At 73.7% G+C, this 24,295-nt stretch carries 27 protein-coding genes; 12 read left to right on the forward strand and 15 right to left on the reverse strand.

The features are described 5' to 3' along the window. Nucleotides 1–14 precede the first annotated feature (14 nt). The 9 genes from BLQ67_RS08280 (at nt 15) to BLQ67_RS08320 (ending at nt 8,189) form a co-directional block, all read left to right on the forward strand. Nucleotides 15–962, forward strand: a complete 948-nt coding sequence (locus tag BLQ67_RS08280; RefSeq protein WP_231944998.1) for an ABC transporter permease — start codon at nt 15–17, stop codon at nt 960–962. Continuing rightward, nucleotides 959–1,831 (forward strand): ABC transporter permease, encoded by an 873-nt coding sequence (locus tag BLQ67_RS08285; protein WP_092504125.1) that lies wholly within the window; start codon nt 959–961, stop codon nt 1,829–1,831. The genes BLQ67_RS08280 and BLQ67_RS08285 overlap by 4 nt, the downstream gene beginning before the upstream one ends. Next, a complete protein-coding gene (locus BLQ67_RS08290) occupies nt 1,828–2,754 on the forward strand; it encodes an ABC transporter ATP-binding protein (protein ID WP_092504127.1) in 927 nt (308 codons plus the stop codon). The genes BLQ67_RS08285 and BLQ67_RS08290 overlap by 4 nt, the downstream gene beginning before the upstream one ends. Next, nucleotides 2,751–3,482: an ABC transporter ATP-binding protein gene (locus tag BLQ67_RS08295; protein ID WP_092504129.1), complete on the forward strand. Its 732-nt coding sequence runs from the start codon at nt 2,751–2,753 to the stop codon at nt 3,480–3,482. Before BLQ67_RS08290 ends, BLQ67_RS08295 begins: the two co-directional genes overlap by 4 nt. Beyond that, the gene (locus tag BLQ67_RS08300; RefSeq protein ID WP_092504131.1) at nt 3,479–4,543 is read left to right on the forward strand and encodes a P1 family peptidase; all 1,065 of its coding nucleotides are present in this window, start codon (nt 3,479–3,481) and stop codon (nt 4,541–4,543) included. The genes BLQ67_RS08295 and BLQ67_RS08300 overlap by 4 nt, the downstream gene beginning before the upstream one ends. A 1-nt stretch (nt 4,544) precedes the next feature. Beyond that, nucleotides 4,545–5,285 carry an FMN-binding negative transcriptional regulator gene (locus BLQ67_RS08305; RefSeq protein WP_092504133.1) on the forward strand — a complete coding sequence of 247 codons (741 nt, stop codon included), beginning with the start codon at nt 4,545–4,547 and terminating at the stop codon, nt 5,283–5,285. Continuing rightward, entirely contained in the window at nt 5,282–6,373 is a 1,092-nt protein-coding gene (locus BLQ67_RS08310) for a C45 family autoproteolytic acyltransferase/hydolase (RefSeq protein ID WP_092504135.1), read from the forward strand. Before BLQ67_RS08305 ends, BLQ67_RS08310 begins: the two co-directional genes overlap by 4 nt. 202 nt (nt 6,374–6,575) lie before the next feature. After that, nucleotides 6,576–7,670: a C45 family autoproteolytic acyltransferase/hydolase gene (locus BLQ67_RS08315; RefSeq protein WP_092504137.1), complete on the forward strand. Its 1,095-nt coding sequence runs from the start codon at nt 6,576–6,578 to the stop codon at nt 7,668–7,670. Nucleotides 7,671–7,844: 174 nt separating this feature from the next. Further along, on the forward strand, nt 7,845–8,189 hold the full coding sequence (locus tag BLQ67_RS08320; protein WP_092504139.1) for a YciI family protein: 345 nt from the start codon (nt 7,845–7,847) through the stop codon (nt 8,187–8,189). 15 nt (nt 8,190–8,204) lie between these two features. On the opposite strand, the gene BLQ67_RS08325 is transcribed toward BLQ67_RS08320, so the two are convergent. The 4 genes from BLQ67_RS08325 to BLQ67_RS08340 form a co-directional block, all read right to left on the reverse strand. After that, nucleotides 8,205–8,957, reverse strand: coding sequence for an anti-sigma factor (locus BLQ67_RS08325; protein ID WP_092504141.1), 753 nt, complete (start codon nt 8,955–8,957; stop codon nt 8,205–8,207). Beyond that, nucleotides 8,938–9,513, reverse strand: a complete 576-nt coding sequence (locus tag BLQ67_RS08330) for an RNA polymerase sigma factor (protein ID WP_092504143.1) — start codon at nt 9,511–9,513, stop codon at nt 8,938–8,940. The genes BLQ67_RS08325 and BLQ67_RS08330 overlap by 20 nt, the downstream gene beginning before the upstream one ends. Before the next feature lie 24 nt (nt 9,514–9,537). Continuing rightward, nucleotides 9,538–10,206: a class F sortase gene (locus BLQ67_RS08335; RefSeq protein ID WP_092504145.1), complete on the reverse strand. Its 669-nt coding sequence runs from the start codon at nt 10,204–10,206 to the stop codon at nt 9,538–9,540. A gap of 142 nt (nt 10,207–10,348) precedes the next feature. Then, the gene (locus BLQ67_RS08340) at nt 10,349–11,164 is read right to left on the reverse strand and encodes a DUF4397 domain-containing protein (RefSeq protein ID WP_092504147.1); all 816 of its coding nucleotides are present in this window, start codon (nt 11,162–11,164) and stop codon (nt 10,349–10,351) included. Nucleotides 11,165–11,338: 174 nt separating this feature from the next. On the opposite strand from BLQ67_RS08340, the gene BLQ67_RS08345 reads away from it, so the two are divergent. Both BLQ67_RS08345 and BLQ67_RS08350 read left to right on the forward strand, forming a co-directional pair. Further along, a complete protein-coding gene (locus tag BLQ67_RS08345) occupies nt 11,339–11,704 on the forward strand; it encodes an ArsR/SmtB family transcription factor (protein ID WP_092504149.1) in 366 nt (121 codons plus the stop codon). Beyond that, entirely contained in the window at nt 11,701–12,612 is a 912-nt protein-coding gene (locus BLQ67_RS08350) for an SRPBCC family protein (protein WP_092504151.1), read from the forward strand. Before BLQ67_RS08345 ends, BLQ67_RS08350 begins: the two co-directional genes overlap by 4 nt. 119 nt (nt 12,613–12,731) lie before the next feature. On the opposite strand, the gene BLQ67_RS08355 is transcribed toward BLQ67_RS08350, so the two are convergent. From BLQ67_RS08355 to BLQ67_RS16600, 5 genes are all read right to left on the reverse strand, one after another. Next, complete coding sequence (locus BLQ67_RS08355; RefSeq protein ID WP_092504153.1) at nt 12,732–14,057, reverse strand: MFS transporter; 1,326 nt, start codon at nt 14,055–14,057, stop codon at nt 12,732–12,734. Nucleotides 14,058–14,098: 41 nt separating this feature from the next. Further along, nucleotides 14,099–14,560: an RpiB/LacA/LacB family sugar-phosphate isomerase gene (locus BLQ67_RS08360; RefSeq protein WP_092504155.1), complete on the reverse strand. Its 462-nt coding sequence runs from the start codon at nt 14,558–14,560 to the stop codon at nt 14,099–14,101. A gap of 31 nt (nt 14,561–14,591) precedes the next feature. Further along, a complete protein-coding gene (locus BLQ67_RS08365; protein ID WP_092504157.1) occupies nt 14,592–15,578 on the reverse strand; it encodes a LacI family DNA-binding transcriptional regulator in 987 nt (328 codons plus the stop codon). Between the two features lie 190 nt (nt 15,579–15,768). Next, nucleotides 15,769–16,170: a hypothetical protein gene (locus tag BLQ67_RS08370; RefSeq protein ID WP_092504159.1), complete on the reverse strand. Its 402-nt coding sequence runs from the start codon at nt 16,168–16,170 to the stop codon at nt 15,769–15,771. A gap of 114 nt (nt 16,171–16,284) precedes the next feature. Then, a complete protein-coding gene (locus tag BLQ67_RS16600) occupies nt 16,285–16,455 on the reverse strand; it encodes a hypothetical protein (protein ID WP_172802279.1) in 171 nt (56 codons plus the stop codon). 149 nt (nt 16,456–16,604) lie between these two features. On the opposite strand from BLQ67_RS16600, the gene BLQ67_RS08380 reads away from it, so the two are divergent. Further along, nucleotides 16,605–17,060: an SRPBCC family protein gene (locus BLQ67_RS08380; protein WP_092504163.1), complete on the forward strand. Its 456-nt coding sequence runs from the start codon at nt 16,605–16,607 to the stop codon at nt 17,058–17,060. A gap of 185 nt (nt 17,061–17,245) precedes the next feature. On the opposite strand, the gene BLQ67_RS08385 is transcribed toward BLQ67_RS08380, so the two are convergent. The 6 genes from BLQ67_RS08385 to BLQ67_RS08410 are packed head-to-tail and all read right to left on the reverse strand — an operon-like array spanning nt 17,246 to nt 24,215. Next, entirely contained in the window at nt 17,246–18,859 is a 1,614-nt protein-coding gene (locus BLQ67_RS08385) for an ABC transporter ATP-binding protein (RefSeq protein ID WP_157674733.1), read from the reverse strand. Then, nucleotides 18,856–19,434: a GbsR/MarR family transcriptional regulator gene (locus BLQ67_RS08390; protein WP_092504165.1), complete on the reverse strand. Its 579-nt coding sequence runs from the start codon at nt 19,432–19,434 to the stop codon at nt 18,856–18,858. The genes BLQ67_RS08385 and BLQ67_RS08390 overlap by 4 nt, the downstream gene beginning before the upstream one ends. After that, the gene (locus tag BLQ67_RS08395; RefSeq protein ID WP_197674583.1) at nt 19,431–20,942 is read right to left on the reverse strand and encodes a serine hydrolase domain-containing protein; all 1,512 of its coding nucleotides are present in this window, start codon (nt 20,940–20,942) and stop codon (nt 19,431–19,433) included. Before BLQ67_RS08395 ends, BLQ67_RS08390 begins: the two co-directional genes overlap by 4 nt. Continuing rightward, nucleotides 20,939–21,832, reverse strand: a complete 894-nt coding sequence (locus BLQ67_RS08400) for an ABC transporter permease (protein WP_092504167.1) — start codon at nt 21,830–21,832, stop codon at nt 20,939–20,941. The genes BLQ67_RS08395 and BLQ67_RS08400 overlap by 4 nt, the downstream gene beginning before the upstream one ends. Continuing rightward, the gene (locus BLQ67_RS08405; protein ID WP_092504169.1) at nt 21,829–22,761 is read right to left on the reverse strand and encodes an ABC transporter permease; all 933 of its coding nucleotides are present in this window, start codon (nt 22,759–22,761) and stop codon (nt 21,829–21,831) included. The genes BLQ67_RS08400 and BLQ67_RS08405 overlap by 4 nt, the downstream gene beginning before the upstream one ends. Next, entirely contained in the window at nt 22,758–24,215 is a 1,458-nt protein-coding gene (locus BLQ67_RS08410; protein WP_092504171.1) for a M14 family zinc carboxypeptidase, read from the reverse strand. The genes BLQ67_RS08405 and BLQ67_RS08410 overlap by 4 nt, the downstream gene beginning before the upstream one ends. Nucleotides 24,216–24,295 lie beyond the last annotated feature (80 nt).

The following is a 24,295-nucleotide window of genomic DNA, read 5'->3' on the forward strand; positions in this document are numbered from 1 at the left end:
GAGCAGCGCGATGGGTGGGCGGCCGGGTCCTCACGGGCCTCGTGACGCTGCTCGGCATCGCGCTGCTCGTCTTCGCCGCGGTGCGGGTCGTGCCCGGGCAGGCCGAGCGCGTGCTGCTCGGACCGCTCGCGACCGACGAGCAGCGCGCGGCGCTCGTGGCCGCGCTCGGCCTCGACCGCGACCTCGTGAGCCAGTTCGGCATCTGGATGGGCAAGGTGCTCACGGGTGACCTGGGCACGTCGATCGTGTCGCGGCAGCCGGTGCTCGACGAGCTCGCGATGCGACTGCCGGTGACGGCGACCATCGCGCTCATGGCCCTCGTGATCGCGCTCGCGATCGGCATCCCGGTGGGGGTGCTGCAGGCGCTGCGCGCTCGCCGTCGCGGCGGTGCGGTCGTGAGCCGCGTCGTCGGCGGCCTCGGCATCTCGATCCCCGAGTTCGTGCTCGGCGCGCTCGTGGTGCTGCTGTTCTCGTCGGTGCCGCTCGGCATCACGATCGGGGCGTTCACGCCCGTCGCCGAGGACGTCGGCCAGGGGCTGCTCTCCTCGCTGCTGCCGGCGCTCGTGCTGTCGGTGTTCTGCGCCGCCGCCACGGCCCGCACGACGAGGGATGCCGTGCTGGGCGTGCTCGTGGAGCCGTACGTGCAAGCCGCGGTGGCGCGCGGCGAGACGCCGGGGTCGATCGTGCGGCACCACGTGCTGCGCAACGCGACCATCCCCATCCTCACGCTCGCCGCGACGCTGCTCGCCTACCTGCTGGGAGGCGCCGTGATCGTGGAGGGGCTCTTCAACGTGCCGGGCGTCGGCTCGTACCTGCTGCTCGCGATGGACCGCCGCGACTACGCCGTCGTACAGGCGGGCGTCATGCTCGCCGCCGTCGTGTTCGTGGCGACGAGCGTGCTCGTCGAGCTCGTGTCGAGCCTCGTCGACCCGCGCGTCTCGACGATCGGGGCGAAGGCATGACCGGCGTCGCCGCGGGCCTCGCGGCCGCACCCGGTCGCCTGCAGGCGCTGCGCACGAAGGATGCGGTGCTCACCGCGGCCCTCGTCGTGCTGGCGCTGCTCGTGGTCGCGTCGCTCGCGGGCCGCGTCGTGCCGGGGTTGGACGACGGCACGACGACGGTCGGCGGCCGCTTCGAGGCGCCGAGCCTCGCGCATCCGCTCGGCACCGACTCCCTCGGCCGCTCGCTGCTCGCGCGCCTGCTCGAGGGCATCGGCACGACGTTCCTGCTCTCGGCCGTCGCCGTCGTCTGCACCGCGGTGATCGCGACGGCGCTCGGCATCCTCGCCGCCTACCTCGGCGGCTGGGTGCGCGAGGTCGTCATGCGCATCGGCGACGTGCTCTACGCCTTCCCGTCGATCCTGCTCGCGCTGCTCGTCGCCGCGGCGTTCGGCGCCGGCATCACGGCGTCGCTCGCGGCGATCGTGCTCATCACCGTGCCGCTCATGACCAGGCAGGTCGCCGCCGCGGCCGCGCAGGTCGCCCGGCGCGACTTCGTGACGTCGGCCCGCATCTCGGGCGTCCCGGCGCCCGTCATCATGGCACGGCACCTGCTCACGAACGTGTCTGGCACCGTCGTCATCCAGGCCACCTACGCGCTGTCGGTCGCGATCCTCGTCGAGGGCGGCCTGTCGTTCCTCGGCTACGGCGTGCAGCTGCCGGCGTCGTCGCTCGGCCTGCTCGCGAGCGAGGGCAACCTCTACCTGCTCACGGCGCCGTGGATCCTCGTCTCCTCGGGCGGCGCCATGGTGCTCGCGATCCTCGCCGTCACGCTCGTGGGCGACAGCCTGCGCGACCGCCTCGAGCCCCGACAGGCGGTGGACCTCACATGAGCGCCCTCATCGAGATCGACGACCTCGTCGTCGAGTTCCAGACGTCGCGCGGCACCGTGCGCGCGCTCGACGGTGCCACGCTGTCGGCGGATGCGGGCGAGGCGCTCACGATCGTGGGCGAGTCGGGCTCGGGCAAGTCGACGCTCGGCACCGCCATCGGCGCGCTGCTGCCGGCGAACGGACGCTTCGCGAGCGGCTCGGTGCGCGTCGACGGCGTCGACGTGGGCGCGCTCGACCGGCAGGGGCTGCGCGCGCTGCGCCGCGACTCCCTCGGCTTCATCCCGCAGGACCCCATCGCGACGCTCGACCCCACGCAGCGCGTCGGCAGGCAGCTCGCCCTCGTCGTGCGCGCGCTCGGCGGCGACGCGTCGAAGGCGGCGCTCGCGCAGATGCTCGACGAGGTGCGCATCGCCGACCCCGCCGACGTGCTGCGGCGCTACCCGCACGAGCTGTCGGGCGGCATGGCGCAGCGCGTCGCCATCGCGATCGCGATGGCCCGCAGGCCGCGCATCCTCGTCGCCGACGAGCCCACCGCCGCGCTCGACGCCAACGTGCGCCGCGAGGTGCTGCGCCTCATCTTCGAGGCCGCCGAGCAGACCGGCGCGACGGTGATCTGGCTCAGCCACGACCTCGAGGCCGTCGCCCGCTGGTGCCGCCGCGTCGCCGTGATGTACCGCGGCAAGGTCGTGGAGGTGGGCCCGCCCGACGTCGTGCTGCAGCGGCCCGAGCATCCGTACACGCGGTCGCTCATCGCGGCGATGCCGTCGCGGCTGCAGCGCGACGTGCCCGTGCGCACCTACACCGAGCTGCTCGCGGCGCAGGGTGGGGATGCGGCCGCGCCGGTCGCGTCGGCACCTGCGCCGTCGGCGCCCGCTCCCGCAGCACCCGCACCCGCATCCGCCGACGAGGAGGCCCGCGCATGACCCTCGTGGAGCTCGACGCCGTCTCGGTGCGCTTCGGCACCGGCGCCCGCGCGGTGCACGCGATGCGCGAGGTCTCGTTCTCGGTCGACCAGGGCCAGACGGTGGGCCTCGTCGGCGAGTCCGGCTCGGGCAAGTCGACCGCCGCATCCGTCGCCCTCGGCCTGCGCGCGCCCACGACGGGTGCCGTGCGCTTCGACGGGCAGCCGCTGCGCCGCCGCCGCGTCGCGGGCGAGATGCAGGCCGTGCTGCAGCACCCCATGTGGGCGCTGAACCCGCGCATGAGCGTCGCGGCGTCGATCGCCGAGCCGCTGCAGGTGCGCACGCGCGACCGCGCCGCCGTGCGCGCCCGCGTCGGCGAGATGCTCGAGCAGGTGGCCCTCGCGCCCGAGCTCGGCGCACGGCATCCGCACGAGCTCTCCGGCGGCCAGCGGCAGCGCGTCGCCATCGCCCGCGCCCTCATCACGAGCCCGCGCTTCATCGTCTTCGACGAGGCCGTCAGCGCCCTCGACGTGTCGGTGCAGGCGCAGATCCTGCAGCTCATCCAGCGGCTGCAGGCCGAGCACGGCTTCGGCGCGCTCTTCATCTCCCACGACATGGCCGTCGTGCGCTACCTCGCCGACCGCGTCGTCGTGATGCGCGGCGGCGAGGTCGTCGAGGACGCCGGCGCCGCCGACGTCGTAGCAGGCTTCACGCACCCGTACTCCCGAGCCCTCCTGGAGGAGCGATGACCACCACGTCGACCCAGCCCACGTTCGCGCCGCAGACCGAGTGGGATGCCGAGCCGCGACGCACGACGCGCTCGACGTTCGCGGGCCTCACGACGAACGACGACGTCGACCTCACGCCCGTGCCCGGCAAGGGCCGCGCCGAGGTGACGTTCGACTTCCCCCGCGTGCGCATCGGCACGGCGCAGTACGACGAGGGCCCGACGGGCGTCACCGTCATCGAGGTCGAGGGCGGCGCGCGCACGGCGATCGACGACCGCGGCGGCGCGGTGGGCATCACGGGCCGCTACCCCTTCAACCACGCCATCTGCCTCGCCGGCGGCTCGGTGCACGGCACCGCCGCCGCGTCGGGCGTGACGGATGCGCTGCTCGAGCGCGGCGGACGCCGCACGGGCTTCGGCGACCTCGCCGTGGTGTCGGGCGCCGTCATCTACGACTTCGCCGTGCGCGACAACGCCATCACGCCCGACAACGCCCTCGGCCGCGCGGCGTTCGACCGCGCCCGCGAGGGCGTCGTCGAGGTCGGTCGCGTGGGCGCTGGCGTCGGCGGCTCGTGCGGCAAGATGCGGCCGACCGCCACGGAGTGGGCGGGCCAGGGCGCCGCGTTCCGGCAGGTCGGCGATCTCAAGATCCTCGCCCTCACCGTCGTGAACGCCGTCGGTGCCGTCATGGACCGCGACGGCTCGGTGCTGCGCGGCAACGTGCAGGAGGACGGCACGCGCCGGCACCCGTCGATCGATGGCGCCGCCGCGTTCGCCGACGGTGGCGTTCCGGGTGCCGACGGCATCCAGCGCGGCAACACCACGTTGTCGGTCGTCGTCACGAACGCGCGGCTCGAGGAGATCGACCTGCGCCAGCTGGCCACGCAGATCCACTCGTCGATGCATCGCGGCATCCAGCCGTTCCACACGGCGCTCGACGGCGACACGCTCTTCCTGCTCACGACCGACGAGGTCGACCTGCCCGCCTACGACCCGAGGCAGGGCCTCGGCCCGTCGGTCGCGTCGTTCGGCGCGATCGCGTCGGAGGTCATGTGGGATGCCGTGATCGAGAGCGTGCGCTGACGTGCACACCTTCCCCGCGTACCACGCGCCCGACGGGCGTGCGCTCGTCGACCTCGTGACGCGCACGCCGTTCGCGCTCGCGGTGACGTCGCAGACGGGCGCGCCCATCGCGACGCACCTGCCGGTCGTGCTGCCGCCCACGCTCGACCCCGCATCCGTCGACACGCTCGTGGGCCAGACGCTGTGGTCGCACATGGGCCGCGCGAACCGGCACTGGCGGGCCATGCGCAGGCATCCCGAGGTGCTGCTCATCCACACGTCGACCCACGGGTACGTGTCGCCGTCGCTGTACGGCACGCCCGGCGCGGTGCCGACCGTCGACTACGCCGCCGTGCACCTCACCGGCACCGTGCGGCTCATGGACGACGACGAGGCGCTCGACGTCGTCGTGCAGACCGTCGCGCAGCTCGAGGGCCAGCGCGGCGAGGCCGGCGGGCCGACGTGGGACATGGCGGGCTCGATGGACGTGTTCCGCGACATCATCACGGGCGTCACGGCGTTCGCGATCGAGATCACCGGCGAGCAGGCCGTGTTCAAGCTCAGCCAGGACAAGCCCGCCGACATCCGCGGCCGCGTACGCGACGAGTTCGCCGGCGAGGGGTCGTTCGCGGGCGCCGGTGCCATCGCCGGCTGCCCGCACGCCGACCTCGCCGGGCTCATGGACGCCCTGCCCGCCGAGCACGTGCGCCGAGGCCACCTGCCACCGCTGTCGACGCGCGTCGACGGAGAGGATCCCCGATGAAGGTCGCCGAGCTGCGCCTGCCCGCCACCGACCCCGTCTCGCGCGGCGTCGCCTACGGGTCGGCGTTCGCCGAGCCCATCCGCGAGACGATCACGCTGTACCGGGACGCGTACGAGGTCATGGGGGTGCCCGCGGGCGTGATCGCGCCGGTGGTCGAGGGATCGATCGACGCCGTGCGTGCGTGGGCGCCTTCCGTCGCCGCCGAGCTCGACGGCGTCGCGCACGGCGCCGACGTGCCGCTCGCCGACCTGTACCTGCTCACGTCGCGCACCGAGATCCTCGCCCACGCGCCCACGGCGAAGGCGCTCGAGTGCTCGACGATCGTCGCGCTGCACGACGACCGCCGCCCCATGACGATGCAGACGTGGGACTGGCACGGCGAGCTCGCGCCCACGGGCGTGCTGCTGGAGGTGCCGCTCGAGGATCGCGTCGTGCGCACCTTCACCGAGACCGGCATGGTCGGCAAGATCGGCGTCGCCCGCACGGCATCCGGCCGCGGCCTCGGCGTGCACTTCAACATCCTCCATCACGTCTCCGATCGCACGGCCGTGGGTGTGCCGGTGCACGTCGTCGCGCGCCGCATCCTCGACGAGGCGTCGACGCTCGACGAGGCGATCGCGCTCGCGCGGGATGCCGTCGTCGGGGCGTCGACGGTGCTGACGGTGGTGGAGGCATCCTCTGCGGCCGGTCCCGCTCGGGCGGCGTGCATCGAGCTCGCTCCCGCGCAGATCGCGGTGGTCGAGCCGACCGACGCGTACCTCGCGCACACGAACCACTTCCTCGACGCGGGCCTCGCCGAGGGCGAGGCGACGAGCGACACGTCGACGACCGGCCCCCGGCTCGAGCACGCGCTCGCCCAGCGCGACGGCGCGATGGCCGCGACGGATGCGGTCTCGATGGCGGCGGGGATGTGCGGCGCCGCGGGTGCGGACGCGCCGGTGTGCGTGCGCGTGCGGCCCGCCGCCGACCTCGCCGAGCGGTGGGAGACGCTGCTCACCGCATCCCTCGACGTCGAGGCGGGCGCGATCGACTGGTTCGCCGGCCCACCGAGCGGCCTCGACGCCGCGACGGTGCGTCGGTTCGGGTAGCGGCAGTGGCGACGTCGTCACCACCCAGCAGCTGGTCGAGGAGCGCAGGCGCGCAGCGCCTCCGCGTCACGAGACCACGCGACGTGCGCGCCCGACGCGACCATGAGCGTGCCTGGGCAGGAGCGGCGGTCGCGTGGTCTCGTGACGCGTGCTCGCCCGGGGGCTCGCGCGCTCCTCGACCAGCTGGTGAGGCGCACCCCTGATGCGCGTCCTCGAGATCGCAGGCGCCACGCCCCACGACCGCGGCGTCGATCGCGGGCGACAGGTGGCCGCGGTCGTGCGCGCGCACTGGCGCGTCTACCTCGACCTGTTCGCGATCGCCGGCTGGTCGGAGGCCGAGGTGCGCAGCCACGCCCTCGCCTCGCTCGACGCGCTCGGTGCCTGGTGGCCCGACGGCCGCGACGAGGTGCTGGGCGTCGCCGCCGGCGCCGAGCTGCCCGAGTGGATCGCCGCCGCCCTCGCCGCCCGCACCGAGCTGCTCGTCGCACGCGGCGGGCCCGACGCATCCGTGCAGCCGGGCCGTGAGTGCACGATCCTCGCCACCGTGTCGCCGGCCGCGGCGGCGCAGGTGTGGGACTGGCATCGCGAGCTCGGCGACGCCTGGCACGCGCAGCAGATGCGCGGCGGGCCACTGGGCTTCGCGGGCGTGACCGAGCACGGCATCTGCGCGAAGGTCGGCATGAACGACGCAGGCGTGGGCGTGCTGCTCGCGATCCTGTCGCACGTCGACGATCGCCCGGGCGGCGTGCCCATCCACTCGGTGCTGCACCGCATCCTCGCGGAGGCGACGACGGTGGAGGCGGCGCTCGCGATCGCGCGGTCGGCAGCTGTGACGTCGTCGAGCGTCGTGACGATCGTCGGCCCCACCGAGGGCGGCGGCCGCACGGCGACGGCGATCGAGCTGAGCCCTGCCGGGCCCGAGGTGGTCGAGCCCATCGTCGACCTGCACGACGCCCTGTGGCTGCCGCGGTCGAACCACTTCCTCTCCGAGCGCCTCGCGGCGGGCTCGCGCACGTTCCGCGGCGATCCGGACTCGCCCGATCGCCTCACGCTGCTGCGCCGTCGCATCGCGGCGCGGTCGACGCCGATCACGAAGGCGATGGACCTCGTGCCGATGCTGCGCACCGCGCCGGGCGAGGAGCTGGGAGACATCTGCTGCGTGGCCCGCCCCGAGCAGCCGCTCGGCCGCGCGTGGCAGACGCTCGCGACGATCGCGATCGACGCGGCGGGGCTGACGATCCTCGAGGGCTCGCCGCTCGACGCGCCTGGCGCGCGCCTCAGGGTGCCGCTGCGCTGAGCGTCGGCGTCGCCGCGGGAGCGTGGGCCGCCGAGGCTCCGAGCCTGCTCGGGCTCCACGGCGAGCCCATGGCCTCGCCCGTCGCCGAGCCGCGGAAGGCACCGCCAGCGCCTTGCGCCGAGCCCGCCCTCGGCGCACCCTGGAGCGGAGCATCCGCCGAGCCCTGGAGGACCCGTGCCGCAGTACGCCGTGCTGATCTACGCCGATGACTCGGCGCACGCGCTCGACGCGACCGACGACGACCTCGCCGAGCCGAACGGCCACGGCGACGAGCTCGCCGCCTCGGGTGCGATGACGGCGGCGTGGGCGTTCACGCCGCGCGCGCTCGCGCGGTCGATCCGCGCCGACGGCGTCACCGAGGAGCCGTTCGTCGACGCCGAGGTCGTCGTGGCCGGCGTCTACGTGCTCGAGGCCGACGACGAGCGGGCGGCGCTGGCGATCGCGGCCACGAACCCCGCGATCCGCGGCGCCGGCGGCGTCGAGGTGCGGCTCGTGCACAGCGGCGGCGTCATCGACTGACGCCCGCCCTTCCGGTCAGGCGAGCGAGCCGCGCCAGACGCTCTCGCCGCTGTGCGTGGGGTCGCCGTCGAGCGGCTCGATCGACACGTCGACGATCGGGAACGCGTCGAGGTCGAGGTCGTCGGGCAGCACGTACTCGGCGTGATCCGCATCGAGCGTGCCGACGTTGACCATGCCCTCGACGTCGGCGTCGATGAGCCACACGTCGAGCGTGCCGCCGGCTGCCTGCGGCAGCGCATCCGCGTCGATCACGAGCACGCGGTGCCCGTCGCGCTCGACGATGGATGCGGAGGCCGGCCCGATGCCGGACTCGAGCGGGTCGAGGGCGATCGACGCGACGACCGTCTCGGCGGGCGGCCGCTGCGCGATCCAGGTGCCGATGCCCACGCCGCCGCCGACGACGATCGCCGTCGCGACGCACGCTGCGACGAGGGTGCGCAGCGAGACGCGGCGCGGCAGGCGGCGCCGCCGCGCGCGCACGCGGGGCGGCTCCCCGGCGCTCGCGGCCGCCTCGAGCGACGACGCGCCGGCGGGGCGCGCGTCGGCCTCCGCGTCCGCATCCAGCTCCGCCGCGATGCGATCCCACAGACCTGGCGGCAGGGGAGCGGGCTCGACGGCGTCGTCGCGGATGCGCTGCACCGTGCGCTCGAACGCCTGCAGCTCGGCGGCGCACGCCGCGCAGTCGCGCAAGTGCTCGTCGAGCGTGCCCGTGACGCGCGCGCCCTCGACGGCGCGCCAGGCGAGGTCGTCATGCGAGATGTGCGGCATGGGCTCCCTCCCATCGGTCCCTCAGTCGTCGCAGCGTGCGCGACAGGTGGCTCTTCACGGTGCCTACCGGGAGTTCGAGGCGCTCGGCGATCGCGGATGCCGGCAGGTCCTCGATCACGGCGAGTCGCACGATCGTGCGTTGCGGCTCGTCCATCTCGGCGAGCGTCTGCTCGACCAGGATGCTGCCCGCGACGGCGTCGGGCACGTCGACCGGATGCGGGCGCTCGGCCCGGTCGAGCACGACGGTCGGGTCGACGACGCGCTCGTGCAGCACGGAGGCGACGCGGAAGTGGTCGGCGATGCGGCGGCGCGCGATGCGCACGATCCACGCGCCGAGCGGGCCCGCCTCCGGGTCGTACCGCTCGCGCGATCGCCACGCCGACACGAAGGTCTGCTGCACGACGTCCTCCGCATCCGCCCGATCCATCACCCGCAGCGCGAGGGCCAGCACGAGGCCGCCCCAGCGGTCGTACGCGAGCCGCAGGCCGACGTCGCTCGGACCGGTCGCGAAGGCGAGCGCGATCGCGTCGTCGTCGAACCCCTCCGTCGCGGTCACGCGGTCACCGTAGTCCCGTGCTGGTCATGCGGTCACGGGGGTGGCGGTGACGATGAGGTTGTCCTCGTAGGCGCTGGCGGCGGGGTCCCAGGCGCCCGCGCACGTCACGAGCCGCAGCAGCGGCGGGCCGTCGCGGGCGAAGAGCTCGTCGAGCGGCAGCTGCTGCTTGCCGAGCTGCTCGACCGTGTCGACGCGGAACGTCAGCACGGCGCCGCTCGCGGTCGTGACCTCGACGAGCGCCCCGGGCTCGACCTCGAGCAGGGCCGCCATGGGTGCGCGACCCAGCTCGGAGTCGACGTGCGCCGACAGCACCGCCGAGCCCGCGGGCGCTCCGGGCGCCGGCCCGTACTCGTACCAGCCGACCTCGGTGACGAGCGTCGGGATCTCCATCTGCCCGTCGGCGCGCACGCCGACCGGCACGACGGCGAGGTCGAGGCCCACGTCGGCGATCGCGACCTCGACGGGCGCATCCTGCACCGCCGGCTGCTGCAGCGCGATGTCGAAGTCCGAGCGGGCGACGGGCGACGGCGACGCGGATGCGGACGGCGTGGGCTCGGGCGCGCTGGGCTCGGACGCACTGGGCTCGGCGCTCGGCGGCGGCGACCCGGCGTCGGTCGCCTCGACGCCGCTCGTGCTGCGCACGAGCCACACGCCGCCGACGACGCCGAGCACGACCGCCGCGCCCGCGAGCATCGCGGCGACGCGACGACCGGTGCGCGTCAGGCTCCTCCTGCGCGCATGTCGCACGACGCTCGGGCGCGCACGCCGCACCCGGCTCCCGTCGGGGGCGACGGGAGCCGGGCGGCGGGCGTGGCGGCCGTGCGCCACGGATGGATCAGCGCTCCCGCGCCTCGGCGACTCGCGTGCGTCCCCAGACCACGAGGGCTGCGGCGCCGAGCAGCGCCGCGATCGCGAGCACGATGCCGGGCGCCGTGCCACCGACTGCGCCGCCGAGGCCCGACGGCATGCCGGTCGGTGCGCCGTTCGCGCCGACGGTCTGCACGCCCACGCCGAGCGTGCCGTCCTCGGCGCTGCCCCACGCGGTCACGATCGTCGTCGTGCCCTCGGTGAGCGTGAGGTCGGCGGGGCCGATGACGACGTCCTCGGTGCCTGCGAGCACGACGTCGGCCGACACCATCCCGGCCGCCGTGACGAGCGATGCCTCGTTCGGGTTCTCGATGCCCTCGACGACGACGGTGCCGTCGGCGCGCACGTCGACCGCGGGTGCGGCGGCGAGGTGACGCACCGTGAGGCGCGCCTGGCCGGCGGGCACGGGCGACGTGTCGTTCACGAAGGCGCCGAGCGTCGGGTTGCCGTCGACGTCGAGGTGCGCGGCGAGCGTGATGTTGGCGTTCGCGGGCACCTGCACGTCCATCGCCTCGATGGCGGGCGTCGCGGTGGCGGGGTCGTCGCCGTCGGCGAAGACCTGGATGTCGTACGCCCCCGGCGCGAGCATGATCGGCTCGGTGAGGGTGCCGGGTTCGAGGTCGGGCACCGTCTCGGCGCCGTTCACGTAGACGTCGACGGTGATGCCCGGCACGGCGTGCAGCACCGAGACGGTCGCATCGCCCTCGGCGGCGAGCGCCGGGGCGGCACCCAGCACGGACATGGCGAGCACGGCAGCGCTGCCGATCGCGATCTTGCCCTTCATCGCTTCTCCTGACTCTGGTCGGGTCACGGGTTGCGACCCTGCACCCCTTGTATCGGAGTCCGAGGGTGGATCGATTGCACGGATGCCGACGGGGTACGGACATGCGGCAGGCGGCATGCGCGTCTGGCTCCCACAGGTCTTCCATGATTCACGTCAGCGTGATATTCATGGTGCATGAAGTCCTTCGCCACCCTCGCCGATCCCGTGCGGCGCCGCATCGTCGAGGTGCTCGCCGACGGCGCGCAGCCCGCAGGGTCGCTCGGCGCCGTCGTGCAGGCCGAGTTCGGCATCTCGCAGCCCGCCGTCTCGAACCAGCTGCGCGCGCTGCGCGAGGCCGAGGTCGTCGCCGTCGAGCCGCGCGGCACGCAGCGCATCTACTCGCTCGTGCCCGGCGCGCTCGACGACGTCACCGCGTGGGTGGAACGCTACGCGGCGCTGTGGCCGCAGCGCCTCGACGCCCTCGAGACCGAGCTCGCGCGCGGCAGGCATGCGCGCGCATCCGCATCCGCCAGCCCCGCGCCCGAGGAGGCCTCCGCATGACCGTCCCCACCATCGGCGTCGTGCGCGCCCTCACCGGCTCGCCCGATCGCCCCGTCGTCGACGTCGAGCGGCGCCTCGCGATGCCCCCGGCGGAGGTGTGGGATGCGCTCGTGCAACCCGAGCGCCTCGCGCGCTGGCTCGGCACGATCGAGTCGGGCGAGCGGCCGCCCGTCGGGGGCGCGTTCGGCCTGCGGCTCGGCGACGAGCCCGGCGACCGCGCCGACTGCCGCCTGCTCGAGTGCGACCCGGAGCGTGGGATCGCGATCGCGTGGCGCTGGACCGGCGAGCCCGACTCGGTCGTGCGCGTGACGGTCGACGCCGTCGAGGGCGGCTCGGTGCTGCGGCTGCGGCACGAGCTCGTGGCGCCGCAGCCCGTGCCCGACTACGGCGCCGGGTGGGAGGCGCACCTCGACGGCCTGGGCGACGACCTCGCCGGGCTCGCGCCGCGGCCGTTCGCGATGCCGGCGCACGAGACGTGGACGCGCATCGCCGACGGCGTGCTCGAGGTGGGGCGCGACGTCGCGGCGCCGATCGACGCCGTCTGGGCGGCGTTCGCGTCAGCCGAGGGGCTGCGCACCTGGTGGTGGCGGCACTGGGCCGACACGACGATCGAGGCCGACGTGCGCCCCGGCGGGGCGCTGCGCATCGCGGCGCCCGCCGCCGGCATCGTGCTGACGGGCGAGGTGCTGACCGCATCCGACCACCACCTCGCGGCGACCTGGACGTGGACCGACGCCGATGGCACGAGCGCCGACGAGGCGTTCGACGTGCGCCTGACCGCGACCGACGCCGGCACCCGCGTGACGGTGCGGCACTCGGGCCCGTGGGCCGACGACGCCCCCGCCGAGTCCTACCGGCAGGGCTGGGAGTTCGTGCTGGGCGAGCTCGCGGCGGTCGTCGGAGCCTGAGCCATGACTGCTCGCAGTTGCACCGGGACTGGTCGCAGTTCCCCGATGACTGGTCGCAGTTGCACCGAAGCTGCGACCAGTGTGGTGTAACTGCGACCAGTCAGGATCCTTCGGACGGGCTAGCGCGCCGCATCCACCAGCGTCTGCACGCGGGCGCGCTCGGCGCGGCCGAACGTCTCGCGCGTCACGAGGATGCCGACGAGGCCGATGACGCCCGCGAGCATGTAGAGGATCGACGCGCCCGGCCAGCCGAAGACGCCTACGAGCGCCGTCGCGAGCAGCGGCGCGAAGCCGCCGATCGCCGCGGCCAGCTGGTAGCCGAGCGAGGCGCCCGACGTGCGCGTCGCGGTCTGGAACTGCTCGGTGAGCAGCGAGCCCTGCACGCCCGTCAGCGAGGCGTGGATGACGCCGATGCCGATGATGAACGTCGCGACGACGAGCGCCGGGATCCCGTCGTTCGTGAGCAGGTACAGCGGGAACGCGAAGAGGATGACGGCGATCGACGCCCCGATGTAGATGGGCCTGCGGCCGATCCTGTCGGTGAGCGATCCCATGACGAACGTCATGCCGATGGCGATGACGCTCGCGACGGTGATGGCACCGAGGGCGATGGGCCGCAGCTCGGGGTTGCGCTCGGCGATGTAGTTCAGCAGGTACGTCGCGGTCGAGTAGTAGGCGAACGACTCGACGACGCGCAGCGCGATGACGCGCAGGATCGAGCGCCAGTCCTCGCGCAGCGTCGTGAGCAGCGGGTTCTTCACGGTCTTGCCCGTGGCCTGCGCCTCCTGGAACTCCGGCGACTCCGACAGCTTCGAGCGCACGACGAGCGCGACGATGACGAGCACCGACGAGAACAGGAAGGGCGTGCGCCACTGCCAGTCGCCCTCGAGCGTCGACGACCAGGCGAACATCGCGGTCGCGAGGGCGATGCCCAGCGGGTTGCCCGACTGCGGGATCGCGGCGAACATCCCCCTCCGGTGCCACGGCGCGTGCTCGTACGCCATCGTGATCGCGCCGCCCCATTCGGCGCCGAACGCGAGCCCCTGCACCATGCGGATGACGGTGAGGATGATGGGCGCGGCGATGCCGATCTGGTCGAACGTCGGCAGCAGGCCGATGACGAACGTCGCGCCGCCCATGACGATCATGGCGGCGACGAGCACGGGCTTCCTGCCGTGGCGGTCGGCGAGGTAGCCGCCGATCGCGCCGCCGAGCGGACGCATGAGGAAGCCGACGGCGAGCGTCGAGAACGCGAGCAGGTTGCGCACGAGCGGGTCGTCGGCGGGGAAGAACACGACGCCGAAGTACAGCGCTGCGGCGGTGCCGTACGAGACGAAGTCGTAGTTCTCGACGCTCGTGCCGACGCCGGCGGCGATGGCGGTCTTGACGCGGTCCTTCGAGCCGAGCGGGCTCCTGCGGTCGGTGGGGGCGGTGGTGCTGGACATGCGGATCTCCTTCGATCCGGTCGCGGATGCGGCCGTTCGGGTCAGTCGGTGGTGGCCGGGACGAGGTGGTCGAGCGCGTTGAGCTTGTCGACGCGGCGGTGGGTGTCGGCGTCGTCGTCGAACGTGGCGTCGAGGAACTCCTGCACGATCGACGGCACGAGCGCGTGCGGCACGAGCCAGGCGCCCATGGCGATGACGTTGGCGTCGTCGTGCTCGACGGCCTGGTGCGCCGAGTACGGCTCGTGGGCGAGGCCGCAGCGGATGCCCGGCAGCTTGTTGGCGGCCATGATGGCGCCCTGGCCGGTGCCGCACACGAGGATGGCGCGGTCTGCGTCGCCTGCCGTGACGGGCGCGCATGTGGCCTGGGTGATGTCGGGGAAGTCGACGGGGTCGGTCGAGTGCGTGCCGCAGTCGACGACCTCGTGGCCGAGGGCCTCGATGGCGGTGCGGACGGCGTCCTTGAGCGGGTAGCCGGCGTGGTCGGCGCCGAGGGCGATGCGCATGGGTCTCCTTCGCGAGGGGGTGTTCGTGGGGTCAGTGGCCGGAGCGGTCGACGAGCGTGGTGGCGACGCGCACCGACTCGGCCGGCTCGCCGCGCAGCAGCGCGAGCACGCCCTGCACGGCGGCGCGGCCGATGGCGGAGGCGTCGTTGCGCACGGCGGTGATGGCGGGGGAGGCGTAGGCGAACCAGTCGAAGTCGTCGAACGACACGACCTCGATCGCGGCCGCGGCATCCGCCCCGAGGCGCTCGCGCAGCGCGCGCAGCACGCCGACGGTCGTGGCGCCGTTGGCGCCGAAGACGGCGCTGGGATGCACGCCCCGGTCGAGGATGCGCAGCATCGCCGCCGCCGCTCCCTCGGTCTGGAAGTCGCCGGCCTCGACGAGCGCGTCGTCGGTCGAGATGCCGTGGGCGGCGCGACCGCCGAGGTAGGCGCGGGCGCGCTCGACGCCCGTCGACATCGTGGGCGTGCCGCCCACGTAGGCGACGTCGCGGTGGCCGCGGCGCTGCAGGTGGTCGAGCACGAGGCCGACGCCCTGCTCGTTGTCGGTGCCGAAGAACGGCAGGTCGACGCCCTCGATGCGGCGGTTGAGCAGCACGATCGGCACGTCGCGCTCGACGAGCGACGCGAGCTGCGGCGTCGCGGGGCCCTGCGGCGACAGCATGAGGCCGTCGATGCGCTGCGACGCGAAGGTGCGCAGCACGTCGTCGGCCTGGCGCTCGTCCTCGTTGGCGTTGGCGAGCAGCACGGCGTAGCCATGGGCGCGGGCCTCCTGCTCGGCGGCGTGCGCGAGCTCGGAGAAGAAGGGGTTGCGGATGTCGCTGACGAGCAGGCCGAGCGCGTCGGTGCGGGTACGGCGCAGGGCGCGGGCGGGGCCGTGGGCGACGTAGCCGAGCTCGGCGGCGGCGGCGAGCACGCGCTCGCGCGACGAGGGGGAGGTCTGCGTGCTGCCGTTCAGCACGCGCGATGCGGTGCCGAGTCCGACACCGGCTCGCGCCGCGACGTCCTTGATGGTCGCCATCGTTGCTCCTGCCTCGTTGCGTGGAAACGTTTCCATGACGGAAACGATTCCATCGTCACATGAGGGAGGGGGTTCACGCAAGCCTCGGTGGCACGGGCGGCAGCACGACGAAGGGCGACGACCCGGTCGGTCGTCGCCCATCGATCCGCCCGCGGCTCGCCCGGCTCGGGCCCTCGAGATCTCGCGCGCGTCAGCCCTCGGCTCGCCGCGAGGCGACCACGTCGAGCAGCTCGATCGCGCCCGCGATCGCGGCCGCTCCGATGGCCATGACGACGCGCGGCCGACGCACGCCGCGTCGCACGAGCGCCTCGTCGACGGCACGGTCGACGCGCGCGCTCGCCTCCCATGCGCCCAACGAGACCGCGCCGACGGCGACGCCGACGCCGGCCGTGGTCGGGATCCGCTCCGACGCGACTCGCTCGCGCATCCGTCGATGCGCGAGCGACGCCGCCACGGCGGCGGGCACGAACGACAGGCCCACGCCGATGCCCCAGCGCGCGCCGCGCGGCAGCCGACCGATCGGGATCAGCGTGAACGCACCCGACGAGGCGATGGATGCGGCGGACGTGAGGATGCGGGTGCGCTCGGCCATGCTCCAACGCTCGCAGCCGAGCGCGCGCGACGCGTCAGCCTCCGGTAGGACCTCGCCTGGCACCGCGGTCCCGGGCTCGGCGTCGGCCGACGGCTGCCGGCCGGCGCCGTCGGCTCAGTCGCCCGGCGCCTGCTCGTCCTCCTCGGGCTCGAACGTCGACTGCTCGCCCGTGTGCCCCACGGCGATGCCGTCGGGGGCGTTCGGGATCGTGCCGTCTTCGCCGACGCCGCCGGGCTTCGGCGTGCCCTCCTCGTCGCGCGCGTCGTGCTGCTGCTGGTCGCTCATCGCTGCCCCCTCCATCGGATGCGTTCGCTGGTGTCCGGACCGTACGCCGCCGCCCGGCGGCGGCACGAGGCCGTTGACATGCGCCCGTCCGATCCCGTCGGGGTGACCCGCCCCTCGCGACGGGGCATGCGCGGTGCCATGATCGGCGCATGAGCGCGTACGAGGTGCACAGGACGGCCGTCATCCCCGCCGAGCAGGCGACGATCCACGCGCTGATCGACGACTTCCACGAGTGGACCGCGTGGTCACCGTGGGAGGACGTCGACCCCGGCATGTCCCGCTCCTACGAGGGCGCCGACAAGGGCGTCGGCGCGCGCTACGCCTGGTCGGGCAACCGCAAGGCCGGCACGGGCACGATGCGCATCACGGGCTCGGCGCCCGAGCGCGTCGACCTCGTCGTCGACTTCGAGAAGCCGTTCAAGGCCTCCAACCCGACCGCGTTCATCCTCAAGCCCGTCGCCGGCGGCACCGAGGTGACCTGGCAGATGACGGGCGAGCACAAGGGATTCGCGGCCCTCTTCTTCCGCTTCATGTCGATGGACAAGCTCATCGGCGGCGACTTCGAGCGCGGCCTCGCGCGCCTCGCGGCGGCCGCGAAGGACTGACGGGCACGACGTGACGCTGAGCGGGTCGCCGAGGGAAGATCGCCCTCGGCGCACCGCTCAGCGTCACTCCGTGCCAGCCATCCTCTGCAGCCGAGCCGACCGCACCGGATGAGCGTGAGCGGCACCTCGAGTGGGATGCACCCTCGACGGCCCGCTCACGCGCGTCGCGTGCGAGCGACGAGCCCCTACGCCGCCCGGCGCGCCCGCTGCGCGCGCGGGTCGGGCAGCGGCGCCGCCTCGAGCAGGCGCTGCGTGTACTCGTGCTCGGGCGCCATGAGCACCGAGCGACGCGAGCCGAGCTCGACGATCGCGCCGCGGTGCATGACGGCGACGCGGTCGCAGAGGGCGTCGACGACCGCGAGGTCGTGGCTCACGAAGAGGCACGCGAAGCGCAGGTCGCGCTGCAGCTCGCGCAGCAGCTCGAGCACCGTCGCCTGCACCGACACGTCGAGGGCGCTGGTCGGCTCGTCGGCGATCAGCAGCGTCGGCTTCAGTGCGAGCGCGCGGGCGATCGCGACGCGCTGGCGCTGGCCGCCCGAGAGCTCGTGCGGGTAGCGGGCGGCCCAGGATGCGGGCAGCTCGACGCGCTCGAGCAGCTCGCCGACGCGCGCCGTCAGGGCGGCGCCGCGCATCCGCTCGTGCACGGCGAGCGGCTCGCCGATGGAGTCGCCGATCGTCGCGCGCGGGTTCAGCGCGGCCGTCGGATTCTGGAAGACGACGCCGATCGACCGCTTCACCTCGCGCACCTGCCGTCGCGACGCCGACGCGATGTCGAGGCCCGCGATGGTGACCGAGCCCTCCGTCAGCGGCGCGAGGCCCAGGATGCTCTTGCCGATCGTCGACTTGCCCGAGCCCGACTCGCCGACGAGCGCGAGCATCTCGCTTTCGCCGATCTCGAGCGAGACGCCGTCGACGGCGCGCACGACGCCGCGGCGCACCTTGTACTCCACGACGAGGTCCTGCACGCGCAGCACCGGCTCCGACGGCTCCGGCGCCGGTCGCTCGGGCGAGCCGAGCTGCGGCACGGCGGCGAGCAGCTGCTTCGTGTAGTCGGCCTGCGGGGCGTCGAACAGCGCCTGCACCTCGGCCGTCTCCTCGACGAGGCCGCGGCGCAGCACGACGACGCGGTCGGCCATGTCGGCGACGACGCCCATGTCGTGCGTGATGAGCAGGATCGACGTGCCCGTGCGCTCCTGCAGGCGGCGCATGACGTCGAGCACCTCGCGCTGCACCGTCACGTCGAGCGCGGTCGTGGGCTCGTCGGCGATGAGCAGCTCGGGGTCGCACGACAGCGCCATCGCGATCATCACGCGCTGCGCCTGCCCGCCCGACAGCTGGTGCGGGTACGAGCGGATGCGCTGCTCGGGATCGGGCAGCTCGACCATGCGCAGCAGCTCGAGGGTGCGCTCGTGCCGCTCGGCCTTCGACATCGACGGGCGGTGACGCCGCAGCATCTCGCCGATCTGGAAGCCGATCGTGAAGACGGGGTCGAGGGCGTTCGTCGGGTCCTGGAAGACGACGGCGATGCGGTCGCCGCGCACGTGCCGCATGCGCGACTCGGGCATGCCGATGAGCTCGTCGCCGTCGAGGCGGGCCGAGCCCGAGACGGATGCGGTGTCGGGCAGCAGTCCCACGAGCGACAGCGCCGAGACGCTCTTGCCCGAGCCGGACTCGCCGACGAGCGCGAGCACCTCGCCGCGGTGCAGCGTGAACGACGCCCCGCGCACGGCGGGCACGACGTCGGCGCCGACGCGGAACTCGACCTGCAGGTCGTCGACCTGCAGCAGCGGCTCGCTCATCTCTGCTCCTCCTGCGACGCCTCGGCGTCGACCTCGTCGCGGAAGCGCTGCCAGTCGGCGAGCATCTTCGCGTGGTACCCGGCAAGCCACGACATGTAGCGCTGGGCGTTCTCGAGGCGCGTGCGCGGCCCCGTCGCACCCTCGGGCACGACGTCGAGGCCGTACGCGATCGTCGACTCGATGCGCCGCAGGTACTCGCGCTCGCCGGCGAGGAACCCGCCCCACACGTCGTCCTCGGCGCGGAAGTAGTGGTTGCGGTCGCCGGGCAGCGACACGGGCTTGAGGAATCCCACGTTCATGAGCGACCGCGTCGACATCGACACCGCGCCTGCGGAGGCGCGCAGCAGGTCGGCGATGCGCGCCGACGACAGGTACGGCGCGTCGACGACGAGCAGCAGCCCCAGCACGCGGCCGTCCATGCGCGGGTTGCCCGCGGTGCCCCACGCGTACGCGAAGTCCTCGATGAACGCGCGCGTCGCCTCGTCGAGCTCCGTCGGCATGAGGTCGCGCTGGTCGAGCGACGCCTCGGCCGAGGCGGACGGGGCGGATGCGGCTGCGGCTGCGTCGTCGGTCACAGCGACACCCTAGGCAGGGCGGCGGCGAGGTCGCCCGACGCGAGCGCGGCGCGCCATGCGTCGATGCGCCAGCTCGTCATGCCGCTCGTCGTGAGCGTCTCGACGGCGCCGTCGGCATCGCGGCCGAAGACGGCGGGCTCGCCCGTCGCCCAGAAGCCGGCGACGTCGTCGGTCGCGAGCGAGTCGGCCGTGTCGGTGACGCGCAGGCGCACGACGAAGCCGGCGGGCTCGGGCGCCTTCGGGTACAGCACGACGAGGCGGCCGCCCAGAGGCACGACGTCCTCGATGCTCCACAGGTTCGCGAAGCGACCCTCGAGCTCGGCGGCGATCTCGGCGGGCACGGCGACCGACGCATCCGCCTCGACCTCCTCGGCGAGCGCGAGCGCGAGGTCGATGATCGCGAGCACGCCGCCCGCGATGACGCCGGCGGGGCCGTCGATCGCGTTCGTGAGGGCCGAGACGACGAGGTCGTCCTTCGGGTCGATCCACGTGCGCGTGATGTGGCCCGGGTAGCCGCCCGAGTGGCCCACGACCGCACGGGAGCCGATGGTCTCGACGTCGAAGCCGAGGCCGTAGTGGCGCGTGACGCCCGCGTGCGTCACGGGCGACTCGGGCCGCTGCAGCAGGCGCTTCGACGCATCGGTCACGAGCGTCTCGTTGCCGAACGCGTGCGCCGAGCCGTACACGGTGAGGTCGGCGGCGGTCGCGAACCAGCCGGTCGCAGGCGCCATGGCGGCGGTGTCGACGTGGCGGATGCGGTGGCGGGCGTCGTCGACGCGCGTGCGGCCCGTGTGGCCACTCGCGAACTCGCCGTCGCGCTCCGCGAGCCACTCCGGGCCCATCGCGGTCGTGCCGAGCGGGCCGGTGATGCGCTCGGCGACGAGCTCGGCGTACGACATGCCCGATGCGCCCTCGAGCACGAGGCCCAGCAGCGAGTAGCCGATGTTCGAGTACTTGAAGTGCTCGTTCGTCGCGTAGACGACGCCCTCGGCCTTCGCCATGGCGATGATCGCGTCGCGGTCGGGGAAGGTGCCGCCGCCGCGCTGCCAGTAGTTCGCGTCGGAGCCGTCGCGGATGATGCCGCCCTGGTGACCGAGCAGCTCGCGCACCGTCACGGTCGCGACGCCCGAGTCCGCGAGGGCAGGCACCCACTGCTCGATCGTGTCGTCGAGGCGCAGCTCGCCGGCCTCGATGAGCTGTAGCGCTGCGGTGGCCGTGAACGTCTTCGAGTGCGATGCGATGCGGAAGAGGTGGTCGGTCGTGAGCGGCGCCTGCGTCTCGACGTCGGCGACGCCCCACGCGAGGTCGAGCAGCAGCTCGCCCTTGTGGCGCACGGCGACCTGGATGCCGGGCGTGCCCAGCAGCTCGCCCTGGAACGCGACCCAGCGCTCGACGTAGGCGAGCGCATCCCGCATCGCTGCCGCCTTGGCGGCGCCCTTCGGAGTGTGGTCGGCGGTCGTCTCGACGGGCTGGTCGAGTGCGGTGGTGAGGTCCTCGGTGGAGGTCATCGTCGTCCCTTCGGGTCGAGGGCGTCGCGGAGGATGTCGCCCAGCGTGATGAGCGCGAGCACCGTGACGGAGAGGAAGAGGCTCGGGAAGAGCAGCATGTGGGGAGCGGAGGAGAAGTAGGACTGCGCGTTCGACAGCTGCAGGCCCCACGAGATCGAGGGCGACTGCAGGCCGACGCCGAGGAAGGTGAGCGTCGACTCGGCCACGATGACCGAGCCGACCATCGTCGCCGCGATCGCCATGACCGGGCCGATGGAGTTCGGCACGACGTGGCGCGCCAAGATGCGGGAGTCGGGGATGCCCATCGCCTGCGCCGCCTGCACGTACTCGGTGCCCTTGACGCCGCGCACGGCGCCGCGCACGAGGCGCGCCATCGTGGGCCACGAGAAGAACGCGAGCACGAGCGCCACCATGACGGGGGAGCGGCCGCCGACCGAGTTCAGCACGACGATGGCGCCGAGCAGGAACGGGAAGCCGAGGAACACGTCGGTGAGGCGCGAGATGAGGCGGTCGAGCACGCCGCCGACGTAGCCGGCGAACGTGCCGAGCACGATGGCGATCGCGAGGCACAGCACCGTCGTGAGCACGCCGATGAAGATCGAGGTGCTCGTGCCGTAGATCACGTTGGCGTAGATGTCGCAGCCCTGCAGGTCGGTGCCGAACACATGGCGAGTCGACGGCGGCTGCGACGAGTCGACGAGCATGCACGCGCGGGGATCGGGCTGGCCGAAGAGACCCGCGAACAGCTGCGGCACGAGCGCGATGACGACGAGCACGGCGAGCACGGCCGAGCAGATCCAGAACACGGGCCGCTTGCGCAGGCTCGCCCAGACGCCGCGCTGGCCCATGGTCGTGGTGGGGAGGTCGACGGGGGCGACGGCGCCGGTCATGCGCGGATCCTCGGGTCGAGGGCGGAGTTGATGAGGTCGACGACGAGGCTCGTCACGAGGAAGATCAGGATCAGCGCCGTCGAGACGCCCACGACCGTCGGTCCCTCGTGCGTGCGGATGCCCTCGAACAGCATCTGGCCGATGCCCGGCAGGTTGAAGATGCCCTCGATGACGACGGTGCCGCCGAGCAGGAAGCCCAGGTCGATCGCGAGGAACGTGAGCACGGGTGCGACGGAGTTGCGCAGCACGTGCACGCCCACGATGTCGCGGCGGCGCAGGCCCTTCGCGACGAGCGTGCGCACGAAGTCCGACTGCATCGTGTCGATCACCGAGCCGCGCGTCAGTCGTGCGGTGGCGGCGAGGCCGAACAGCGCGATGACGATGGCGGGGAGGATGTACGACGTCGGCCAGCCGTCGCCCGTGCCGGCGATGGGGAACCAGCCGAGCCGCAGGCCGAAGAAGAGCTGCGCCGCCGAGCCGACCACGAAGACGGGGATCGACGTGGCGAGGATCGTGCCGACGAGCACGGTGCGGTCGAGCATCGAGCCCTTGCGCAGGCCGGCGACGAGGCCGAGCACGACGCCCACGACGACCTCGATCGCCCACGCCGTGAGCGCGAGGGTGATGGTGACGGGCCAGCGCGCCTCCATGCGGGCCGCGACCGACGCGCCCTGGAAGGTCGTGCCGAGGTCACCCGTGAAGAGGTTGCCGAGGTAGCGCAGGTACTGCAGCCACAGCGGGTCGTCGAGGTGGTACTGCGCGCGGATCTGCGCCACGACGTTGTCGGGCAGCGGGCGGTCGCCGCCGAGCGCCGCGACGGGGTCGCCGGGCAGCGAGAACACCATCGCGTAGATGATGAACGTCACGCCGACGAACACGATGGCGAGCTCGAGCAGGCGAGCGCCGACCGCGCGGGCGGTGCCGCTCATGCGGTGACCCCGGAGGCGAGCGTGGCGACGTCGTCGGATGCGGCGCTCGCGGTGGCGGCGCGCGCCGCGTCGAGCAGCAGCGACGACGTCGCGAGCGTCGACGCCACCTGCACGCCCACGAGGTTCGCGATCGGCAGCGGCGTGAGCCCCTCGACCGCATCCGCCGCCGCGCACCACGCGTCGTACTGGGCGCCGAGCCGCTCGCGCACGCGGCGGAGGCCCGCCGGGGCCGTGCCGGCCTGCACCTCGGCGTCGATCGCGCGCAGCAGGATGCCGCCGAAGCGCAGCTGGAACATGCGCACGACGTCGGCGTTCGAGAAGACCTCGGCGACGGTCGCCTCGCGATCGGGGTCGATGCGGTCGAGGCGCGCGGCCTCCGACGTGCCCATGTGGGCCATGGCCGGCACGAACGCGCGGGAGGCGCGCAGGAAGGGCGTCGCGACGGGCAGGTCGGGCTCGGCGGCGTCGAGCGCCGCCTGCAGCACGGCGCCGAGCTCGGTGAGCGCGGCCGCCTTCTCGGCGATCACGTCGCGGTACTTCCGGCCGGACCCGGAGGTGTCGGTCGAGTCTGCGTGCGACCAGTACGGCAGCTCGGCGACGAGCCCGAACGTGCCGTGCTTGGCGATGTAGTCGGCCGAGCCGCCGCCGCCGACCTCGGTCGACGGGTCGAGGCCCAGCGACTCGAGGTAGTCGTAGTGCTCGCTCGACAGCGGCGAGCGGTACACGGCCTGCGCGAGCGGCTCGAGGTCGGGCGACTCGGGCTCGCCCGCATCCAGCGGGAGGTCGAGCGCCGCGGGGATGGCGTGCAGCGCATCCACGATCCCGTCGAGGTCGCGGGTGACGTAGTAGTAGACGCCGCCGAGCTCGGCATTGTGCAGGCCGACCATGAGCTCGGGGGTCGTGGCGTCGATGAGGCGCATGAGCGCCTGCGTCTCGGGCATGACGCGGTCGAACCAGGCGTCCTTGTGCGCGAACGGGAACGACCACTCCACCTGCTCGTCGGGCGCGGGGCGGTAGAAGCGGCGCGAGTAGGCGACGCGGTCGGAGGGGGCGGCGAACCAGCCCTCGTTGAGGCGCGTGCCGTCGGGGTCGATGCACGGCACGAGGTGCCAGGTGGCGTCGTGGGCGGCGCGGAGGTCGGCGTCGGCGACGAGCTCGCGGGCCAGGTGCTGCAGGGTGCGGAAGCCGATGGGCTCGTTGGGGTGCACGCCGCCGACGAGCACGACGTCGCGGGCGCCCGAGCCGATCGCGTAGGCGTGGATGGGCTCGCCGAGGCGCGAGGTGCCGATGCGCTGCTCGCGCACCAGGTCGGGATGCGCGGCGGCCAGCTCGGCGAAGCCGGCGAGCAGGGCGTCGACCGTGGGGAAGTCGTGCGTCTCGGGCACACGCTGCGCCCGCGCGATGGCGTCGGCGAGAGTGCCCGGCGTGGGGGTGGTGGCGACGGTGTCGGTCACGAAGGTCTCTCCTGATGCTGCGGGTGCTCGGCGGCGCGGCCTGCCGGGCGGGGTGCCGGCGGGGCGACCCTCGTGAGGTC

This window comes from Agrococcus jejuensis, from assembly GCF_900099705.1.
Classification (GTDB): Bacteria; Actinomycetota; Actinomycetes; order Actinomycetales; family Microbacteriaceae; genus Agrococcus; species Agrococcus jejuensis.

Excerpts from the sequence above, each read along its gene's own strand:
- BLQ67_RS08385 (WP_157674733.1), bottom strand. The coding sequence starts at position 18,859 with ATGAGCGAGCCGCTGCTGCAGGTCGACGACCTGCAGGTCGAGTTCCGC.
- BLQ67_RS08395 (WP_197674583.1), bottom strand. The coding sequence starts at position 20,942 with ATGACCTCCACCGAGGACCTCACCACCGCACTCGACCAGCCCGTCGAG.
- BLQ67_RS08370 (WP_092504159.1), bottom strand. The coding sequence starts at position 16,170 with ATGGCCGAGCGCACCCGCATCCTCACGTCCGCCGCATCCATCGCCTCG.
- BLQ67_RS08310 (WP_092504135.1), top strand. The coding sequence starts at position 5,282 with ATGAAGGTCGCCGAGCTGCGCCTGCCCGCCACCGACCCCGTCTCGCGC.
- BLQ67_RS08290 (WP_092504127.1), top strand. The coding sequence starts at position 1,828 with ATGAGCGCCCTCATCGAGATCGACGACCTCGTCGTCGAGTTCCAGACG.
- BLQ67_RS08325 (WP_092504141.1), bottom strand. The coding sequence starts at position 8,957 with ATGCCGCACATCTCGCATGACGACCTCGCCTGGCGCGCCGTCGAGGGC.
- BLQ67_RS08345 (WP_092504149.1), top strand. The coding sequence starts at position 11,339 with ATGAAGTCCTTCGCCACCCTCGCCGATCCCGTGCGGCGCCGCATCGTC.
- BLQ67_RS08355 (WP_092504153.1), bottom strand. The coding sequence starts at position 14,057 with ATGTCCAGCACCACCGCCCCCACCGACCGCAGGAGCCCGCTCGGCTCG.
- BLQ67_RS08285 (WP_092504125.1), top strand. The coding sequence starts at position 959 with ATGACCGGCGTCGCCGCGGGCCTCGCGGCCGCACCCGGTCGCCTGCAG.
- BLQ67_RS08360 (WP_092504155.1), bottom strand. The coding sequence starts at position 14,560 with ATGCGCATCGCCCTCGGCGCCGACCACGCCGGCTACCCGCTCAAGGAC.
- BLQ67_RS08380 (WP_092504163.1), top strand. The coding sequence starts at position 16,605 with ATGAGCGCGTACGAGGTGCACAGGACGGCCGTCATCCCCGCCGAGCAG.
- BLQ67_RS08315 (WP_092504137.1), top strand. The coding sequence starts at position 6,576 with ATGCGCGTCCTCGAGATCGCAGGCGCCACGCCCCACGACCGCGGCGTC.
- BLQ67_RS08295 (WP_092504129.1), top strand. The coding sequence starts at position 2,751 with ATGACCCTCGTGGAGCTCGACGCCGTCTCGGTGCGCTTCGGCACCGGC.
- BLQ67_RS08405 (WP_092504169.1), bottom strand. The coding sequence starts at position 22,761 with ATGAGCGGCACCGCCCGCGCGGTCGGCGCTCGCCTGCTCGAGCTCGCC.
- BLQ67_RS08400 (WP_092504167.1), bottom strand. The coding sequence starts at position 21,832 with ATGACCGGCGCCGTCGCCCCCGTCGACCTCCCCACCACGACCATGGGC.
- BLQ67_RS08300 (WP_092504131.1), top strand. The coding sequence starts at position 3,479 with ATGACCACCACGTCGACCCAGCCCACGTTCGCGCCGCAGACCGAGTGG.
- BLQ67_RS08340 (WP_092504147.1), bottom strand. The coding sequence starts at position 11,164 with ATGAAGGGCAAGATCGCGATCGGCAGCGCTGCCGTGCTCGCCATGTCC.
- BLQ67_RS08350 (WP_092504151.1), top strand. The coding sequence starts at position 11,701 with ATGACCGTCCCCACCATCGGCGTCGTGCGCGCCCTCACCGGCTCGCCC.
- BLQ67_RS08335 (WP_092504145.1), bottom strand. The coding sequence starts at position 10,206 with ATGCTCGCGGGCGCGGCGGTCGTGCTCGGCGTCGTCGGCGGCGTGTGG.
- BLQ67_RS08365 (WP_092504157.1), bottom strand. The coding sequence starts at position 15,578 with ATGGCGACCATCAAGGACGTCGCGGCGCGAGCCGGTGTCGGACTCGGC.
- BLQ67_RS16600 (WP_172802279.1), bottom strand. The coding sequence starts at position 16,455 with ATGAGCGACCAGCAGCAGCACGACGCGCGCGACGAGGAGGGCACGCCG.